This is a genomic window from Streptomyces sp. WG5 (genome assembly GCF_049974565.1).
Lineage (GTDB): Bacteria > Actinomycetota > Actinomycetes > Streptomycetales > Streptomycetaceae > Streptomyces.
In genome coordinates this window covers 289,506-306,196 of record NZ_JBNGGC010000001.1, presented here as the reverse complement: position 1 = coordinate 306,196, position 16,691 = coordinate 289,506, and the positions used below count along the sequence as shown (strand labels likewise).

Here is a 16,691-nt window from a genome sequence, read left to right as displayed (position 1 = left end):
CGTCCGGGGAGGAGGTACTTTCAGTACGCTCGGGGCATGGACTACGCGAAGATGCGCGCCATCGCCGCAGACCTCGGAGCATATGCGGAACGGCTCGAAGGGGCCTGGAGCGTCGAGATCGGGCCGTCCGGTCCGGTACTGGCCATGATGTGCCCGTCCAAGCGTCATGAGGGCACGGTGCGGCGGATCTGCAAACAGCTGGACGCGCAGCTTCTCACTTCTCACCCCGACTACATCTGCGCCAACGGCCCCGAGATCGAGCACCCGGCGATCGGCCGCATGCGTCGCCCCGACGCCGTCGTCATCCCCGAGGCCGCCCTCGACGAGGAGGGCCTCGCTGTCGACGCGACGCAGGTCCTGGCCACCGTCGAGATCGTCTCGCCGTCCCACCCGAACAACGACTACGCCGAGAAACTCGCCGACTACCCGGCCATGGGCATCCCGCACTACATGATCGTCGACCCGCGCACGGGCACGATCGAGGTGCACTCCGAACCGTGCGGGGGGCGCTACAGCCGAGCGGAGCCGTACATCTTCGGTGACGCGGTGCCGTTCGGCCCGTGGACCGTGGAGACCTCGGAGTTCCGGCGGTACGGCAAGGACAGTTAGCGTCCAGGGCGTACCCGCCCAGCTGCAGTTGCGGGCCCTTGCGCCAGTAGCCGTCGGCCCGCATGCCGCGGGCGGCGGGGGTGCTATCCGCCGCAGCACCGGAGACGCGAAGGTGCCCCGCCGGTCCCGCCAGGTGACCCGCTCGACCGCGCCCCGGCCGTCGTCCAGCAGCAGGCGCAGCCGGCCCTCGTCCGTGCCGTCGCCGCCGTCGCCGTCCCGGTCCTCCTCGGTGACGAAGACACGCACTCGGTCCTTGTACGCCCCGTCGAGGTCCGGCCGGCGCTGACGCTCGACGCCGCGGTAGTCCTCCGACGAGTCGTCGACGGAGCGCCGGTGTCCACGGACAGGGGTCCGACCATCAGGGACGGGGCGGCCTCGTCTTGAGGGCTTCGAGGAAGGGGACGAAGACCTGCGCGGGGAAGGTGAGGGTGGCGCGGGACGGGGCCTTGGTGTCGCGGACGGCGACGTGGGTGGGTGAGTTCGCGATCTCCACGCACTCATTGCCGTCACCCGGGCCCGAGTAGGACGACTTCCGCCAGTTGTCCATGGGGTTCCTACAGCTCCTTCGCCAGACGGTGGATGAAATCACGTGACTGTCCGGGGTCGAGTGACGCGGCCTCCACCTTATGGAAACTTGTTCGATAGGTGTTGAGCTGAGCCTCGGAGTCAATGAAGGCCGAGCCGTGCAACGCGTCGCGGACCACGGTGTCCAGCTTGGGCACGGAACCGCCCAGGTACGTCATCGTGCTGGAGGCTCTGGCGAAACCGTCCAGGTCGAAGGGGACGACGCGCACGGTGATGTGGTCCGCTTCCGAGAGCTCCAGGAGTCGCGCGAGCTGGGCCCTCGCGGTGGCACGATCGCTGACCCGGATGCGGAGTGCCGCCTCGTGGAGCACCGTTTCGTAGGGGACGGTGAGCTTCTGCCGCGCCTTGCGGTGCTGGATGCGCAACTCCGTCTCCTCGGCAGTCAGTTCGGGAAGCCGGGCGGAGAAGACGGCACGCGAGTAGTCCTCGGTCTGGAGCAGGCCGGGCACGTACAGGATCGCCACGTGGCGGATGAACCGAGCGTGGTGCTCCAGCTCGGACAGGTCCAGGAACGACGTGGGCAGACGGCCCCGGTACTCCTCCCACCAACCGTGGGTCCGGTCGTTGGCCATCGCCACGAGAGCGTCGATGAACTCCTCGTCGGTACAGGCGTAGTGAGAGGCGAGGCGGCGAGTCCGCTGCTCGCTCACCCCCGCGAGCGCTGACTCGATATGGGTGATCTGAGCGGGAGCCACACCGAGCAGCGCGGCCGCCTGACGGGAGTTGAGACCCGCGGCCTCACGGAGTCTGCGCAGTTCAGTGGCCAGCCGCAGCTGGCGTGCCGTCGGTTCGCGCCTCTTCACCATCGACTGGACCTTCCCGCGCCTCTCTTGATGCGACCCGTTCGGCGTCAGATTACGCGATCGGCTTGCCGCGTCCCTATATTTAGATCTACTTTCAGTGACGCGACGCACACGCTGCGACACCGGGTGACCGGAAGTGCACCGCCCCGTCCTGCCATGACGGGCGCGGCAGAGACACCGGGCCCGCATTCAACTCCCGCCCTGAATTGGAGTCCCGCATGCCCGAGAACGAGTCCTGGGAGTACTCCCTCTACATCCCCAACGACCTGCGCGCCGTCACCGTAAGTCGCCGCACCCTCCGCCTGATCCTCACCATGCACGGCCTGATCCGCCTCGTCGATGTCGCCGAACTGCTGGCGACGGAGCTGGTGTCCAACGCCGTACGGCATACGAAGGGGCCCGCCGCCCTGCGTGTGTGCTGGTCGCCGCCTGGCACGTTGCGGATCGGGGCGTGGGACGCGGACCCCGAGCCGCCGGAGCCGCCGAGGCCGTTCGGGCGGGTGGAGGAGCTGGAGGAGGGGCGCGGGCTGGCCCTGGTCCGGGCGTGCGCCGACGTGTGGGGCTGGCATCCACTGGCCCGGCACGGCAACCGGGGCAAGTACGTGTGGTGCGAGCTGACCGCCGCCTGACCCCACCCGCGCACACCCCATCAGCGCGAGGACGTTCACGGCCATCCGTCCACCACCCGCTCACATGAGCGGGTCGCGAACGATGCAAGCAAATCGTTCACGGCTGGGACGGAGGAAGCGGACCGGGCGCCCCGGACACCTGCGGCTGCCGCGACTGCCGCGACTGCCGCGACTGCCGCGACTGCCGCCGATGATCAGCCCGTTATGGAGAAGAAGATCGTGTCCTGGGTGTACCAGTCGATGTTCTTCGTGGAGTACTCCCACTCCTCGTGCTCGAACTCGAGCTTCTCGATCACCTCCCGGACGTCGTACCGGAGGCTTTCGTCCATCCGGTCCAGGACCGCGCGGTAGGCGTCCGCCGCCGGCTTCGCCTTGGCCAGCGGGAACATGCCGATGTGCGGTCCGTCCACGGGGTACGGGATGGGGAAGGAGATCTCCGCCGGCGGCCCGGAGAAGAGGCGGTCGTGCAGCAAGAGATCGGCACTCACACCCAGCCGGCGCAGCTCCTCGTCGACCAGCCCGAAGAAGGTGGACGGCTTGGAGTACACCCCCAGCTCGGCGGGGTCCGAGGCGTTCCGGTCGATGATGTGCTGGAGGGCGCGGTAGTAGGCGCTCGCCGCGTACTCGGCCTGCGAACTCGCGTGGCCGGCCACCAGGTGCTCGAGCGCGTCGGGTATCGACAGGCCCAGGTCGATGCCCTGGCGGTCCAGGTCGCGTTGGCGCTCCCGGGCCTTCTCCCGCATGATGCCGAGACGGCGTCGCTGATCGTCCGTCAGTTCGTCGGCGGCGCCCAGGAAAGCGAGGACGTCGGCCTTGTCGGCCGTGCTGTACGAGATGATCCGGCTCATGATCGTCATCCTGTCAGCCACCACTGACAACGGCGTGCGGCTCGCGACCGGAGAGGCGAACGGCCGGAGCGCCGCGAACGGTCAGAGCGCCGCGAACAGTCCCGCCAGCGGGTCGGGCGTGCGGGCCGGGTCCAGGGCCTCGACGAGGACACGGCCGTAGTGGATCTTGCGGCCCTTCTTCGTGCCGAGGAAACGGCGCAGCTGCTGCTGTGCGGTGCGGCCCTGCTGGGCGGGCTGGCTGAGGAAGGTCCGGAGGGGCCGCAGGTCGCCCTCCGCCTCGATGAGCGCCGTCACCCGTGGCACGCCCAGCGCGCGGATGAGTTCGTCCTCCAGGTCGGCCGTGCAGACGAACAGGTCGCGCCGGGCCGCGTTCGCCCGGTCCAGGGCGCGGACGTAGTAGCCGCGCTCCCGCTCGTCGCACAGGCCCGTCAGGCGGAGGTCCAGGCCGGACGGTCCGAGGAGAGCGGCGAAGCGGCCGACGCTCATCGCGCCGCCCATCGGGAGGACGCAGATCCCCTCCGCCGCCAGGTCCCGGCCGTGGTGGGCGGCCAGCGCGTCGACGGCCGCCGCGTCGCTCGGCCCTTCGAGCAGCACCGCCGTCCGGACGGTCAGGCGCCCGGCCAGTTCGTGCGCGGGCCCGCCGGGGCCACCGGCCGCCCACGCCGCGACCGCGTCCCGGAACGATCCCATGTCCGCCATGGGACGAGTCTCCGCCCTCGCAGGCCGCCGCGGTAGCGAATATCGACGCCCCGTTCGACCCGTTTGACATGCAGCCCATTGGCTGCCTAACGTAATACGCAGCCAATGGGCTGCATGTTCGAGGGGCTGAGAGGGCGGAGATGGACGAGGTCTTCAAGGCGCTGGCCGACAGCAGCCGACGGCGGCTGCTGGACAGCCTGAACGCACGCAACGGGCAGAGCCTGCGCGAGCTGTGCTCCGGGCTGGACATGGCCCGGCAGTCGGTAAGCAAACATCTGGCGCTGCTGGAGGCGGCCAACCTGGTCACCACCGTCCGGCGGGGCCGGGAGAAGCTGCACTACCTCAACGCCGAACCGGTCAACGCCATCGCCGAACGCTGGATCAGCCGCTACGACCACGAGCGGGTGCGCGCACTCGCCGATCTCAAGCACGCGCTGGAGGACACCACCATGGACAGCAACGCGTTCGTGTACACGACCTACATCAGGACCACGCCGGAGAAGCTGTGGCAGGGCCTGACCGACCCGGCGTTCACCAGCCGCTACTGGGGCCTGGAGTTCGCCACCGACTGGAAGGCGGGGTCGCCCATGGTCTGGCGGCAGGGCGGCGCGGACACCGCCGACCCCGGGCAGGTCGTGCTCGAGTCCGACCCGTACCGGCGGCTGTCCTACGCCTGGCACACCTTCACGCCCGAGTGGGCGAAGGCCAACGGCATCGACGACGAGACGCTCGCCAAGCTGGCCGCCGAGCCGCGGTCGAAGGTCACGTTCGAGATCGAGGACCTCGGCGGTTCGGTGAAACTGACCGTCGTCCACGACGGGTTCGATCCCGGCAGCACCGCCCGCGAGATGATCCAGCACGGCTGGCCGGCCCTCCTGTCCAGCCTCAAGACACTGCTGGAGACGGGCGACACGCTCCCGGACCCCGCCTAGCGGGGCGACCACCGGGCCGGGCGACCACCAAGCCTGGCGACCGCCGGGCCGCACGGTCAGCGGCGCAGCCTCGTCTCCCGTCGCATGTGCGACAGCTTCTCCGGGTTGCGCACCGCGTAGAGCCCGGTGACGCGGCCGTCGTCGAAGCGCAGCGCCAGCACGGTGTCGAGTTCGCCGTCGAGGTGGACGACCAGGGCCGGGTAGCCGTTGACCTGGGCCGGTTCCAGCGACAGCCGGGCGGCCTGCCTGAGCATCCCCCCGACCATGAGGCGGGCCACCTTGCCGGCCCCCGTGACGGGCCGCAGGACGGCCTGCTTGATGCCGCCGCCGTCACCCAGCAGGACGACGTCCGGCGCGAGGATGTCGAGCAGGCGCTGGAGATCCCCCGTCTCGACCGCCCGCTGGAACGCGGCGAGCGCGTCCCTGCTCTCGGCGGGGGAGACGACCCCGCGCGGCCGGCGCGCCGCGACGTGCGCGCGAGCCCGGTGGGCGGTCTGGCGGACGGCGGCCGGGCTCTTGTCGACGGCCTCGGCGATCTCGTCGTAGCCGAGGTCGAACACCTCGCGCAGTACGAACACCGCCCGCTCGGTCGGCGTGAGCGTCTCCAGGACCAGCATCATCGCCATCGAGACGCTGTCGGCCAGCTCGACGTCCTCGGCCACGTCCGGCGCCGTGAGCAGCGGCTCGGGCAGCCAGGAACCGACGTAGGACTCCTTGCGGCGGCCGAGCGTACGCAGCCGGCTCAGTGCCTGCCGGGTGGTGATGCGGACCAGGTACGCGCGCCGGTCGCGCACGGTGCCGAGATCGACTCCCGCCCAGCGCAGCCAGGTCTCCTGGAGGACGTCCTCGGCGTCGGCGGCCGAGCCGAGCATCTCGTAGGCGACGGTGAAGAGCAGGTTGCGGTGGGCGACGAAGGCCTCGGTGGCCGGGTCCGCGTGTCCGCCGCCGTCGGCGGTCCGCCCGGCCGTGCCGTCCTGTCCGCGTCCGCTGTCCTCGCTCGTCACCAGCTGCTCCCGCATCTTCGCCTCCGACGGTGTCATGCGCACAGGACGCCGGCCGCCGCCGCTCTGTGACACCCGCCGGCGGTGGCTCACGTCACATCGGCTCCCCGTCACAGGGTTCGGGCCGTCGGCGTCTTGTGTTCGTCAGTGAGGCACCGAGAGTGAGGACGAGGTCATGGACTCCCGATTCAACCTGTTCGAGAACGAGTTCGGCAGCAGGTTCGCCAAGCGGTTCGCGGGCGCAGGCATGCTGGTCCACGAGTCGCCACTGCCGAAGTCCACGCAGGAGTTGGTGTCGCTGCGCGCCAGCCAGATCAACGGCTGCGGCCACTGCATCGACATGCACGTCAAGGAGGCCGCCGCCGCCGGGGAGAGCGCGGTCCGGCTCCACCTGGTCGCCGCCTGGCGCGAGTCCACCGTGTTCACCGAGGCCGAGCGGGCCGCGCTGGCACTCGCCGAGCAGGGCACCCGGCTCGCCGACGCCCACCAGGGCGTGTCCGACGAGACCTGGGCCCAGGTGCGCAAGCACTACGACGACGACCAGACCGCCGCGCTGGTCTCCCTGGTGGCGCTGATCAACGCGGCCAACCGGCTCGCCGTGATCACTCACCAGCGGGGCGGCTCGTACGAGGCGGGCATGTTCGCCGCCGCGTCGGGCTGACCGACGGACGCGCCCGACCCCGCGTCCGGGCACGGTACGGCCGACGACGCCGGCGGGCGGGCCCCGCACACCCGCGCCGGCGTCGTCCTACTGCCCCGCACTCGCGACGGTGAAGGGTCCGGCAGCGGGGACGACACACGCGGCGACGTCCGATTCCACGCCCGCCGCCAAGCCCCTCCCGCAGAGACGGCCGCCCTTCTCACGCAGGTCCAGGTAGAAGCGCGTGGTCCTGCCGTCCTGCTGGAGGCCGTGGATGCGTTCGTCGATGTAACCGAGGTCGTTCAGGGTCTTCCTGACCTTCGCGGGAGTGGGCTCCAGAACCCGCTGCAGCGCCTCGACGACACGCTGCTCGTGCTGGACACTCGCGCACCGGTCGCGGTCGTTCAACCCCTCCGCGGGACCCGTGGGGACACCGGGCTCGATCGGGTCGTCCGGAGGGGTCTCGCCGGGGGCGAGGCCCTCCTCCCCGTTCCCCGCAGGACCGGTCGGCCTCTCGTCGGCCGGGCGGGGCCCGGTGCCGGACCCGGTCTCCGCCACCGTCTCGCCGGCCGAAGAACACGGCTGTGCGACCTTGTCGAGCATCGCCGTGAACCCCGCCTGCTCAGGGCCAGGCGGGGTGGCACCCGCCTCGCCGGCGACGACGCCGCCACCCGGCTCGCTCCCGGACCCGCCGTCAGCCGGGCTCTCGCTCCCGCAGCCGGCAAGGACCAGGGCAGCGAGGGCGGTCGCCGTGAGCGCACGCCGGGAGCGGGCGAGCGTGCTGAGGGAAGCGCGGATCCGTGTCATGGACGCAGTCTCCGGTCGCTGCCGCGCGCTCCGCATGAGTAGGCGTACTCACGCACACCCCCACACACGCACCCGCCCGGATCCGGTCACGATTGGGTTTCGGCCGACTCCCGCCCCTTGCGCCCTCCCCGTGTAATCGTTTCCAATCCTCCGTGTAATCGATTCCACAAGGAGGTGGAACGGCGATGGCGAGCATCGGCATCAAGGACGTCGCCGCCGAGGCGGGCGTGTCCGTCGCGACGGTCTCACGCGTCCTCAACGGCCATCCGTCCGTCAGCCCGAGCGCGCGCACCCGTGTGCTGGCCGCCGTCGAGACGCTGGGCTACCGCCCCAACGCCGTCGCCCGGTCGCTGCGCACGGACCAGACCCGCACCCTCGGCCTGGTCATCAGCGACGTCATGAACCCGTACTTCACCGAGCTGGCCCGCTCCGTCGAGGAGGAGGCCCGCGCGCTCGGCTACAGCGTCATCATCGGCAACGCCGACGAGCGGCCCGACCTCCAGGACCACCACGTCACGACGCTGCTGGACCGGCGTATCGACGGGCTGCTCGTCTCCCCCACCGACGGCGGCTCGCCCCGGATGCTGGAGGCCGCGCGGGCCGGAACGCCGATGGTGTTCGTCGACCGCTGGATCCCCGGCGTCGACGTGCCCGTCGTGCGGTCGGACGGGCGGGCCGCCGTACGGGACCTCGTGGCCCACCTGCACGGGCTCGGGCACCGCCGGCTCGCGATCATCGCCGGGCCGGCCGCCACCACGACCGGACGCGAGCGCGTCGACGCCTTCCGCGAGGCGCTGGCCGCGTACGGGCTCCCCCTGCCCGACGCCTACATCGGCCAGGGCGACTTCCAGGCCGACAGCGGGCGCCGGGTCACCGAGGGCTTCCTCGACCTGCCCGAGCCGCCCGAGGTCGTCTTCGCCGCCGACAACCTGATGGCGCTCGGCGCGCTGGACGCCGTACGGGCGCGCGGGCTGCGGGTCCCCGAGGACATCGCGCTCGCCGCGTTCGACGACATCCGCTGGTTCGTGCACACCGATCCGCCCGTCACCGCGATCGCCCAGCCCACCGGCGACCTCGGGCGGGCCGCCGTGCGCGCGCTGGTCGACCGCATCGAGGGCCGGCCCGGCGAGTCCGTCACCCTCCCGGCGCGGCTGGTCGTCCGCCGCTCCTGCGGCGAGGCCGCCCCCCGGCAGACCCCGACCCCGACCCCCTCCCCCTCCCCCGTACGAAGGAGTACGCCGTGAGCAGCCGCAGTCCGGACGAGTTGCTGCGCATCGAGGGCATCCGCAAGACCTTCCCCGGAGTAGTCGCGCTCGACAGCGTCGACTTCGACCTGCGCCGGGGCGAGGTGCACGTGCTCCTCGGTGAGAACGGCGCGGGCAAGAGCACCCTCATCAAGATGCTCTCCGGCGCCTACACGCCCGACGCCGGGCGGATCCTGGCCGGTGGCGAGGAGGTGCGCATCCACGGTGCGCAGGACTCCGAGCGCCTCGGGATCGCCACCATCTACCAGGAGTTCAACCTCGTCCCCGATCTGACGGTCGCCGAGAACATCTTCCTGGGGCGCCAGCCGCGCCGCCTGGGGATGATCGACCGGAAGAAGATGAACGCGGACGCCGAGGTGCTCCTGAAGCGGGTCGGCGTGAACGTGTCCCCGCGGGCCCGGGTCCGTGAACTCGGCATCGCCCGGCTCCAGATGGTGGAGATCGCCAAGGCGCTCAGCCTGGACGCGCGCGTGCTCATCATGGACGAGCCGACCGCCGTACTGACCTCCGAGGAGGTCGAGAAGCTGTTCGCCATCGTGCGGAAGCTGCGCGAGGACGGTGTCGGCATCGTCTTCATCACCCACCACCTGGAGGAGATCGCCGCCCTCGGCGACCGGGTCACCGTCATCCGGGACGGGCGGAGCGTCGGGCAGGTGCCCGCCTCCACGCCCGAGGACGAGCTCGTACGGCTCATGGTCGGCCGGTCGATCGAGCAGCAGTACCCGCGCGAGCGCGCCGACACCGGCGAGGCACTGCTCAAGGTCGAGGGGCTGACCCGCGACGGCGTCTTCCACGACGTCGGTTTCGAGGTGCGCGCCGGTGAGGTCGTCGGCATCGCGGGCCTCGTCGGCGCCGGGCGGACGGAGGTCGTCCGTGCCGTGTTCGGCGCCGACCCCTACGACGCCGGGACCGTGCACGTCGCGGGCGACCGGCTCCGCCGCCACGACGTGAACGCCGCCATGGCGGCCGGTATCGGGCTCGTCCCCGAGGACCGCAAGGGGCAGGGGCTCGTCCTCGACGCCTCCGTCGAGGAGAACCTCGGTCTCGTCACCCTGCGCTCCACCTCCCGTGCGGGACTCGTCGACCTCAAGGGGCAGCACGAGGCGGCGGAGCGGATCGCCGGGCAGCTCGGCGTGCGGATGGCCGGTCTCGGTCAGCACGTGCGCACGCTCTCCGGCGGCAACCAGCAGAAGGTCGTCATCGGCAAGTGGCTGCTCGCCGACACCAAGGTGCTGATCCTCGACGAGCCGACGCGCGGCATCGACGTCGGCGCCAAGGTCGAGATCTACCAGCTGATCAACGAACTCACCGCGGCCGGCGCCGCCGTCCTGATGATCTCCAGCGACCTGCCCGAGGTGCTCGGCATGAGCGACCGGGTGCTGGTGATGGCGCAGGGCCGGATCGCGGGCGAACTCCCCGCCGACCGGGCGACCCAGGACGCCGTGATGGCCCTCGCCGTCAGCACGCCCCACGGCGACACCCCTCACGGTGACACCCCCGGCACCGACACCCCCGACAGCAACACGTCGCGCAGCGACACCCCCCACAGCGACGGAACGGAGGCCTCCCGTGGCCACTGACACGCTCAAGAGCAAGCCGGGCGCGCAGAGCGCCACGGGCGGCCTGCGCCGCCTGCTGCTCGACAACGGCGCGCTGACCGCGCTGATCGTCCTCGTCATCGCCATGTCGGCGCTGTCCGGGGACTTCCTGACCGCCGACAACCTGCTGAACGTCGGCGTCCAGGCCGCCGTCACGGCGATCCTCGCCTTCGGCGTCACCTTCGTCATCGTCTCCGCGGGCATCGACCTGTCGGTCGGCTCGGTCGCCGCGCTGTCGGCGACCGTACTGGCCTGGAGCGCGACCGAGGCCGGGATGCCCGTCGTGCTCGCGGTGCTGCTGTCCGTCGCGACGGGCATCGCCTGCGGCCTGGTGAACGGCTTCCTCATCTCGTACGGGAAGCTGCCGCCGTTCATCGCGACGCTCGCCATGCTGTCGGTCGGGCGCGGTCTGTCGCTCGTCATCTCGCAGGGCTCGCCCATCGCTTTCCCGGACTCCGTCTCCCACCTGGGCGACACGCTCGGCGGGTGGCTGCCGGTGCCGGTGCTCGTGATGATCGTGATGGGGCTGATCACCGCCTTCGTCCTCGGCCGGACCTACATCGGCCGCTCCATGTACGCCATCGGCGGCAACGAGGAGGCCGCGCGCCTGTCCGGGCTGCGCGTGAAGCGGCAGAAGCTCGCCATCTACGCCTTCTCCGGGCTGTTCGCCGCCGCCGCGGGCATCGTGCTCGCCTCCCGGCTCTCCTCCGCGCAGCCGCAGGCCGCGCAGGGCTACGAACTGGACGCCATCGCCGCCGTCGTCATCGGCGGCGCCTCGCTCGCGGGCGGCACCGGCAAGGCCTCCGGCACACTGATCGGCGCGCTGATCCTCGCGGTGCTTCGCAACGGCCTCAACCTGCTGTCCGTCTCCGCGTTCTGGCAGCAGGTCGTCATCGGTGTCGTCATCGCGCTCGCAGTGCTGCTGGACACGCTGCGCCGCAAGGCGGGGGCGACCGCTCCGGCGGCCGGGGCCGGCGGGGGCGGCAAGGGCAAGCAGGCACTGACGTACCTGATCGCGGCCGTCGTCGCGGTGGCCGTCGTCGGCGCGACCTCGCTGCTGCACAACGGCTCCTCGGACGGGAAGACGCGCAAGGTCGGCCTGTCGCTGTCCACGCTCAACAACCCGTTCTTCGTGCAGATCAGGGACGGCGCCGAGGAGCAGGCGAAGAAGGCGGGCGTGGATCTGACGGTCACCGACGCGCAGAACGACGCCTCCCAGCAGGCCAACCAGTTGCAGAACTTCACCAGCGAGGGCCTGTCCTCGATCATCGTCAACCCGGTGGACTCCGACGCGGCCGGTCCCGCGGTGCGCGGCGCGAACAAGGACGACATCCCCGTCATCGCCGTGGACCGCGGCGTCAACGACGCGAAGGCGGCCGCGCTGGTCGCCTCCGACAACGTCGAGGGCGGTGAGCTGGGCGCCAAGGCACTCGCCGAGAAGCTCGGCGGCGAGGGCACCATCGTCATCCTCCAGGGCCAGGCCGGCACGTCCGCCAGCCGGGAGCGCGGGGCGGGCTTCGCGGCCGGCCTGAAGGAGTACCCGGGCATCAAGGTCGTCGCCAAGCAGCCCGCGGACTTCGACCGCACCAAGGGCCTGGACGTGATGACCAACCTGCTGCAGGCGCACCCCGACATCGACGGCGTCTTCGCAGAGAACGACGAGATGGCGCTCGGCGCGATCAAGGCGCTGGGTTCCAAGGCCGGCAAGTCGGTCCAGGTCGTCGGCTTCGACGGCACCCCGGACGGACTGAAGGCGGTGCGGGAGGGCACGTTGTTCGCGTCCGTCGCGCAGCAGCCGAAGGAACTGGGCAGGATCGCCGTGCAGAACGCGCTGCGCGCGGCCGACGGCGAGAAGGTGGACACAATGGTGAAGGTGCCGGTGAAGGTGGTCACCAAGGAGAACGTGGCCGGCTTCGAGGGCTGACACGCAGCACCAGGGCGCGGGTCGGGGGGCGTACGGGCGGGCGGTCGCGTCGGCCGTACGCCCGCCCTCCTCACTCGAATTCATGCGGTACTCGGATTCATGCGGATCGGGGAGCGATTCATGTACGACTACGACCTCCTGGTCGTGGGATCGGCCAACGCCGACCTCGTGATCGGCGTCGAGCGGCGGCCGGGTGCCGGCGAGACGGTGCTCGGCACCGACCTGGCCGTCCACCCCGGCGGCAAGGGCGCGAACCAGGCGGTCGCCGCCGCCCGCCTCGGCGCCCGTACGGCGCTGCTGGCCCGGGTCGGCGACGACGACTACGGCCGGCTGCTGCTGGACTCGCAGCGGGCGGCCGGTGTCGACACGGTCGGCGTGCTGGTGGGCGGGGCGCCGACCGGCGTCGCGCTGATCACCGTCGACCCGTCCGGCGACAACAGCATCGTCGTCTCGCCGGGCGCGAACGGCCGGCTGGCGCCGGGGGACGTCCGCGCCGCCGCGAGCCTCTTCCACGCCTCCCGCGTGGTCTCCACGCAGTTGGAGATCCCGCTGGAGACGGTCGTGGAGGTGGTCCGGAGCCTGGCACCGGACAGCCGGTTCGTGCTGAACCCGTCACCGCCGCGCCCGCTCCCGCCGGAGGTGCTGGCGGCCTGCGACCCGCTGATCGTCAACGAGCACGAGGCGAAGGTCATCCTCGGCGACTCCTGCGTGAGCGAACGCCCCGAGGACTGGGCGCGCATCCTGCTGGCCAAGGGGCCGCGCTCGGTGGTGGTGACCCTGGGCGCCGAGGGCGCGCTGGTGGCGTCCTCGTCCGAGGGTGTCTCCCGCGTCCCCTCCGTGAAGGTGGACGCCGTGGACACGACGGGCGCGGGCGACGCGTTCACCGCGGCGCTGGCCTGGCGGCTCGGCACGGGCGAGTCGCTCACCGAGGCGGCGGCGTACGCGGCGCGGGTCGGCGCGGCGGCCGTCACCAAGGCGGGGGCGCAGGCTTCGTACCCGACGGCGGCGGAGGCGGAGGCGCTGTGAAGAAGGCCGGGATACTCAACCGCCACCTGTCCGGCGCCCTGGCCGAACTCGGCCACGGGGACGGGGTGCTGGTGTGCGACGTCGGCATGCCGATACCCGACGGGCCACGCGTGGTGGACCTGGCCTTCCGGGCCGGGGTGCCGTCCTTCGCGGAGGTGTTGGAGGGGCTGCTGGCCGAGCTGGTGGTGGAGGGCGCGACGGCGGCGACGGAGGTCCGGGAGGCCAACACCGAGGCCGCCGCGCTGCTCGACGGTCACTTCCCCGCCCTCGCCCTCGTCCCGCACGAGCGCCTGAAGGAACTCTCGGCCGGCGCGCGGCTGATCGTCCGCACCGGCGAGGCACGGCCCTACGCGAACGTACTGCTGCGCTGCGGGGTCTTCTTCTAGACCCCGGCGGCCACACAGCTACGGCCACGGAGCTTCGGAGCTTCGGACCTCGGGGCTTCGAGGGAGCCCAGTCGAAGACCGGGCCCCCTCGGGCTTCCCCTCCCCCTCAGAACCCCCACCGATCCCCCCGGATCCCCCCGGATCCCCCACCGGGGTGTCCTGATGCCAAGTACGACCCGCGGAGCGACGGAACGGTTGCGCGGGTCGCCGGCATTTGTTTTCCGGGCCTCGCGCCCGCCGCGTACTCGACGAACCGCGCCGCCGCCTCGGCCATCACCGCCTCCCGTCCCGGCCGCTTCCGACCACTCCGGAAGCCGCTACCTCACCTCCGAACGACCCCGAACTGACGTTCCGTGGCTGCCCGTAGAATCTGCCGACGATCAGTTCGAGCAGTTGCTGCAACGCAGTTGGACGGGACGGGGAAATGCGCCATGGGGATGACCGACCTACCAGCCGGCCAGGGCGCCAAGCCGGACCTGCGTGTGTCCGACGACGACCTGACCAAGCTCGCGGGCGACCTCGAAGACATGCAGGACCACCTGGACAAGCAGGTCACCCGGATGGACGGGGTGGTGGACCGGATAGAAGCCGGCTGGCGTGGTCCGGCCGCGTCTGCCTACCGCGGCTTCCACCGGGCAGCAGCCGAGGATGCCGTGCGCATCCGTGAAGTGATACGGCACCTCGAGCAGGCGGTGCGTCTGAGCAGAGACGGCTTCACCGAGCGGGAACTGGATGTACTCGCCCAACTCCAGCGCATTCAGGTCGACGTTGCCGGCGAGGTTGACAGGTTGTCCACACCGCATCCGGAGACCCATCCGGACGCTGCGTCGACTCGGCACCGCAGCAACCTGGACTCGTTCTGAGCAGATCGCCCCCAGGAATCCCTCATCCACACGCGCAGTCGTCGACGTACGGGGAAGACATGCCAGCCGAAAACCCTGCCGAGGACCACATAGCGGTCTCCTTCGACACGCTCCGTGAGCTCGCCCTCGATTTGGAGGACATCCTCAAGAAGCTGAACGAGAAACTGGATGACCTGTATGACCGCGTCGTCCCAGTCGTACTGTCCTGGGAAGGCGAGGCTCGTGAGGTCTTCGTCGACAAACTCGACGAATGGGACCGTTCGGCCCAGGATCTCCAGGCAGCCCAGAAGTGGCTGCACGACGTAGTGACGACCGGTCACATCAACTACACGACGGCGCACCAAGCCGTGCTTCGCGGTTGGGGCGCCGTCTGATGACTACGCCAACAGCCGCAGGTTCTCAGAGCGGCACGGTCGATGTCACGCCGTCCGTTCTCTACGGCGTCTCGACCGGGGTCGCCAACCAGCAAGACACCCTGCATCGAGGCCTGAAGGCCTTTCTGGTCGAGTTGGCGCGATACCCGGACGGCGGAGGCAGGGGGACCGCCGTCCAAAGCTTCACCAGCGCATACAAGGAAGTCGCCGAACGGTTCCTCGAAGTGTGGGCCAAGGCCGTGGTCAGCGTGGGTGGTGCGGCGGTCGGTTTCACCACCACCGGAAACAACTACGCTGCGGCCGATGCCGCGACCAACCCGTCTCCCACGGCGCAACCGCAGCACCAGCCGACTCCCGTCGTCATCGACACCCCGCCCTCCTACGGCCCCGTCACGGACTTCAAGTGGGGAGACATCGACGACAGCCAGGACTTCATACAGCGCGCGCTGGAAGGCGTGGAGGCCGTGGTCCTGACCGTGCTGCGCCCTCTCCTGGAAGACGCCTGCCGCTGGGGCAAGGCAGCAGAAATTCTTCCGCTACCCAATCATCACCGCGTCAACTCGGTTTCAGAGACCTGGCGTATGCCTCAGACGACCCTGTCGACCGTCGACGGAGAGTTGACGTATCTGATCGGCGGTATCACCCAGCAGTCCGACAGTGAATGGTACGGCGCCATGCGTACCTTCTGCAGCACACTGTGGGGCACTTCCGCCTGGGGTAAAGATCGACACGGCTACAAATGGAGAAACGACAGCGCCGGCAGCCCGGGGGCGACCCGCCCGGTTTTCGCCGTCCTCTTCGACACCTGTGAAATCATGGTAGATGCTGCCCTTCACTTCGCAAAGGCCGCCGAAGACGTCCGCGAAGACATCCACCGAATCTACCGTAAAGCAGTCATCGACACTTTGCCTCAGATCGACTTGAGCGATGGCGTAGATCTCAAGGACGTTAAAAACCTCGGCAAGGGACTGTTGGATTTCGGCAAGGGATTGGTCACCGACCTGTCGTCCGGAATCGTTCTAAATATGGACGAGCAGGCCATGAACAATGCGGTGACAGAATACAACAACCGGATCGATCGCCAGACGCGCCGCATCAATGACCTGATGGACGCCCTGGACGAGGCATTCAAAAGCGCTCCCTCCTTCAAAGCAGAGGAAGCGCGAGCCGAAGCATTCGGTGCGCGTGCACTGACAGATTTCAAGGGTGACCCGCTCTACACTGTTCCGGGAGATGACGAGTCGAAACACAAGTATCCTGTCGACTTGGCCAATCAGGAGGGCGTGGCGGGCGCTCATGTCATCGACAAACACGTAGGTAAGACGGACGAACAGTTGGAGCAGCGGCTTCGAGACCAGTCAAGGCTCTACCCGGACGGGGTCACCAGGCCCATTGCGGTGTCCTCCTTCAACAGCCTCGGTGAAGCACAGCGCTACACGCAGGCCGTCCTCGACGATCCCGACAACCAGCGAAAGATTGAAAGGTGGCTGAGCAGAAACCCGACGCAGCCCAACCAGACAAGAAACATCGGCCTCGATTTCAACCAACCCGTAGGCCGTTCTTGGGCACGCGGAGATACGCAGGCACACGACTCCGATAAAGTGTTGGTCACGCTTCGCCCCGTCCCCGGAGGGCACCCTCCGTATGTTGTACTCACCGCAATGCCCAGCGACACCCTCCCCAACTCATGAAAAGGAGCGCC

The 16,691-nt window shown here is 69.9% G+C and carries 18 protein-coding genes; 12 read left to right on the top strand and 6 right to left on the bottom strand.

The genetic code is table 11. The features are described 5' to 3' along the window. Positions 1 to 36 precede the first annotated feature (36 nt). Complete coding sequence (locus tag ACP4IX_RS01350; protein WP_426554489.1) at positions 37 to 609, top strand: Uma2 family endonuclease; 573 nt, start codon at positions 37 to 39, stop codon at positions 607 to 609. A gap of 358 nt (positions 610 to 967) precedes the next feature. Here ACP4IX_RS01350 and ACP4IX_RS01345 read toward each other — a convergent pair whose 3' ends face one another. After that, positions 968 to 1,156 carry a DUF397 domain-containing protein gene (locus tag ACP4IX_RS01345; RefSeq protein ID WP_426554488.1) on the bottom strand — a complete coding sequence of 63 codons (189 nt, stop codon included), beginning with the start codon at positions 1,154 to 1,156 and terminating at the stop codon, positions 968 to 970. Between the two features lie 7 nt (positions 1,157 to 1,163). Next, on the bottom strand, positions 1,164 to 2,000 hold the full coding sequence (locus ACP4IX_RS01340) for a helix-turn-helix domain-containing protein (RefSeq protein WP_426554487.1): 837 nt from the start codon (positions 1,998 to 2,000) through the stop codon (positions 1,164 to 1,166). A gap of 215 nt (positions 2,001 to 2,215) precedes the next feature. On the opposite strand from ACP4IX_RS01340, the gene ACP4IX_RS01335 reads away from it, so the two are divergent. Then, positions 2,216 to 2,626 (top strand): ATP-binding protein, encoded by a 411-nt coding sequence (locus tag ACP4IX_RS01335; protein WP_426517016.1) that lies wholly within the window; start codon positions 2,216 to 2,218, stop codon positions 2,624 to 2,626. A 194-nt stretch (positions 2,627 to 2,820) separates the two neighbouring features. Here ACP4IX_RS01335 and ACP4IX_RS01330 read toward each other — a convergent pair whose 3' ends face one another. Then, complete coding sequence (locus ACP4IX_RS01330) at positions 2,821 to 3,474, bottom strand: DUF7691 family protein (protein WP_426517014.1); 654 nt, start codon at positions 3,472 to 3,474, stop codon at positions 2,821 to 2,823. A gap of 81 nt (positions 3,475 to 3,555) precedes the next feature. Then, the gene (locus ACP4IX_RS01325; protein ID WP_426554486.1) at positions 3,556 to 4,173 is read right to left on the bottom strand and encodes a TOPRIM nucleotidyl transferase/hydrolase domain-containing protein; all 618 of its coding nucleotides are present in this window, start codon (positions 4,171 to 4,173) and stop codon (positions 3,556 to 3,558) included. Positions 4,174 to 4,313: 140 nt separating this feature from the next. Here ACP4IX_RS01325 and ACP4IX_RS01320 point away from each other — a divergent pair, with 140 nt between their 5' ends. Continuing rightward, on the top strand, positions 4,314 to 5,105 hold the full coding sequence (locus ACP4IX_RS01320) for an ArsR/SmtB family transcription factor (RefSeq protein WP_426554485.1): 792 nt from the start codon (positions 4,314 to 4,316) through the stop codon (positions 5,103 to 5,105). 56 nt (positions 5,106 to 5,161) lie between these two features. Here the strand turns inward: ACP4IX_RS01320 and ACP4IX_RS01315 are convergent, their stop codons facing one another. Further along, positions 5,162 to 6,151 (bottom strand): RNA polymerase sigma-70 factor, encoded by a 990-nt coding sequence (locus ACP4IX_RS01315; RefSeq protein ID WP_426517008.1) that lies wholly within the window; start codon positions 6,149 to 6,151, stop codon positions 5,162 to 5,164. A 130-nt stretch (positions 6,152 to 6,281) separates the two neighbouring features. Between ACP4IX_RS01315 and ACP4IX_RS01310 the strand changes: the two genes are divergently transcribed. Next, on the top strand, positions 6,282 to 6,767 hold the full coding sequence (locus ACP4IX_RS01310; RefSeq protein ID WP_426554484.1) for a carboxymuconolactone decarboxylase family protein: 486 nt from the start codon (positions 6,282 to 6,284) through the stop codon (positions 6,765 to 6,767). Between the two features lie 87 nt (positions 6,768 to 6,854). Here ACP4IX_RS01310 and ACP4IX_RS01305 read toward each other — a convergent pair whose 3' ends face one another. Next, on the bottom strand, positions 6,855 to 7,553 hold the full coding sequence (locus tag ACP4IX_RS01305; RefSeq protein WP_426554483.1) for a hypothetical protein: 699 nt from the start codon (positions 7,551 to 7,553) through the stop codon (positions 6,855 to 6,857). Positions 7,554 to 7,738: 185 nt separating this feature from the next. On the opposite strand from ACP4IX_RS01305, the gene ACP4IX_RS01300 reads away from it, so the two are divergent. From ACP4IX_RS01300 to ACP4IX_RS01265, 8 genes are all read left to right on the top strand, one after another. Continuing rightward, positions 7,739 to 8,797 carry a LacI family DNA-binding transcriptional regulator gene (locus ACP4IX_RS01300; protein WP_426517002.1) on the top strand — a complete coding sequence of 353 codons (1,059 nt, stop codon included), beginning with the start codon at positions 7,739 to 7,741 and terminating at the stop codon, positions 8,795 to 8,797. Then, positions 8,794 to 10,398: a sugar ABC transporter ATP-binding protein gene (locus ACP4IX_RS01295; protein WP_426554482.1), complete on the top strand. Its 1,605-nt coding sequence runs from the start codon at positions 8,794 to 8,796 to the stop codon at positions 10,396 to 10,398. Before ACP4IX_RS01300 ends, ACP4IX_RS01295 begins: the two co-directional genes overlap by 4 nt. Then, positions 10,388 to 12,340 carry a substrate-binding domain-containing protein gene (locus ACP4IX_RS01290; protein WP_426554481.1) on the top strand — a complete coding sequence of 651 codons (1,953 nt, stop codon included), beginning with the start codon at positions 10,388 to 10,390 and terminating at the stop codon, positions 12,338 to 12,340. Before ACP4IX_RS01295 ends, ACP4IX_RS01290 begins: the two co-directional genes overlap by 11 nt. Positions 12,341 to 12,460: 120 nt before the next feature. Continuing rightward, positions 12,461 to 13,366, top strand: a complete 906-nt coding sequence (locus tag ACP4IX_RS01285) for a ribokinase (RefSeq protein ID WP_426516996.1) — start codon at positions 12,461 to 12,463, stop codon at positions 13,364 to 13,366. Continuing rightward, positions 13,363 to 13,752, top strand: coding sequence for a D-ribose pyranase (rbsD, locus tag ACP4IX_RS01280; RefSeq protein WP_426516994.1), 390 nt, complete (start codon positions 13,363 to 13,365; stop codon positions 13,750 to 13,752). The genes ACP4IX_RS01285 and rbsD overlap by 4 nt, the downstream gene beginning before the upstream one ends. A gap of 431 nt (positions 13,753 to 14,183) precedes the next feature. After that, positions 14,184 to 14,615 carry a WXG100 family type VII secretion target gene (locus tag ACP4IX_RS01275; protein WP_426554480.1) on the top strand — a complete coding sequence of 144 codons (432 nt, stop codon included), beginning with the start codon at positions 14,184 to 14,186 and terminating at the stop codon, positions 14,613 to 14,615. 59 nt (positions 14,616 to 14,674) lie between these two features. Then, a complete protein-coding gene (locus ACP4IX_RS01270) occupies positions 14,675 to 14,989 on the top strand; it encodes a WXG100 family type VII secretion target (RefSeq protein ID WP_426554479.1) in 315 nt (104 codons plus the stop codon). Then, positions 14,989 to 16,680, top strand: a complete 1,692-nt coding sequence (locus tag ACP4IX_RS01265) for an RNase A-like domain-containing protein (protein WP_426554478.1) — start codon at positions 14,989 to 14,991, stop codon at positions 16,678 to 16,680. The genes ACP4IX_RS01270 and ACP4IX_RS01265 overlap by 1 nt, the downstream gene beginning before the upstream one ends. The last annotated feature ends 11 nt before the right edge of the window (positions 16,681 to 16,691 follow it).

What these genes read in the sequence shown, in the direction of transcription:
- ACP4IX_RS01350 (WP_426554489.1), top strand. Translation starts at nt 37, where the DNA reads ATGGACTACGCGAAGATGCGCGCCATCGCCGCAGACCTCGGAGCATAT.
- ACP4IX_RS01345 (WP_426554488.1), bottom strand. Translation starts at nt 1,156, where the DNA reads ATGGACAACTGGCGGAAGTCGTCCTACTCGGGCCCGGGTGACGGCAAT.
- ACP4IX_RS01340 (WP_426554487.1), bottom strand. Translation starts at nt 2,000, where the DNA reads ATGGTGAAGAGGCGCGAACCGACGGCACGCCAGCTGCGGCTGGCCACT.
- ACP4IX_RS01335 (WP_426517016.1), top strand. Translation starts at nt 2,216, where the DNA reads ATGCCCGAGAACGAGTCCTGGGAGTACTCCCTCTACATCCCCAACGAC.
- ACP4IX_RS01330 (WP_426517014.1), bottom strand. Translation starts at nt 3,474, where the DNA reads ATGAGCCGGATCATCTCGTACAGCACGGCCGACAAGGCCGACGTCCTC.
- ACP4IX_RS01325 (WP_426554486.1), bottom strand. Translation starts at nt 4,173, where the DNA reads ATGGCGGACATGGGATCGTTCCGGGACGCGGTCGCGGCGTGGGCGGCC.
- ACP4IX_RS01320 (WP_426554485.1), top strand. Translation starts at nt 4,314, where the DNA reads ATGGACGAGGTCTTCAAGGCGCTGGCCGACAGCAGCCGACGGCGGCTG.
- ACP4IX_RS01310 (WP_426554484.1), top strand. Translation starts at nt 6,282, where the DNA reads ATGGACTCCCGATTCAACCTGTTCGAGAACGAGTTCGGCAGCAGGTTC.
- ACP4IX_RS01305 (WP_426554483.1), bottom strand. Translation starts at nt 7,553, where the DNA reads ATGACACGGATCCGCGCTTCCCTCAGCACGCTCGCCCGCTCCCGGCGT.
- ACP4IX_RS01300 (WP_426517002.1), top strand. Translation starts at nt 7,739, where the DNA reads ATGGCGAGCATCGGCATCAAGGACGTCGCCGCCGAGGCGGGCGTGTCC.
- ACP4IX_RS01285 (WP_426516996.1), top strand. Translation starts at nt 12,461, where the DNA reads ATGTACGACTACGACCTCCTGGTCGTGGGATCGGCCAACGCCGACCTC.
- ACP4IX_RS01275 (WP_426554480.1), top strand. Translation starts at nt 14,184, where the DNA reads ATGGGGATGACCGACCTACCAGCCGGCCAGGGCGCCAAGCCGGACCTG.
- ACP4IX_RS01270 (WP_426554479.1), top strand. Translation starts at nt 14,675, where the DNA reads ATGCCAGCCGAAAACCCTGCCGAGGACCACATAGCGGTCTCCTTCGAC.
- ACP4IX_RS01265 (WP_426554478.1), top strand. Translation starts at nt 14,989, where the DNA reads ATGACTACGCCAACAGCCGCAGGTTCTCAGAGCGGCACGGTCGATGTC.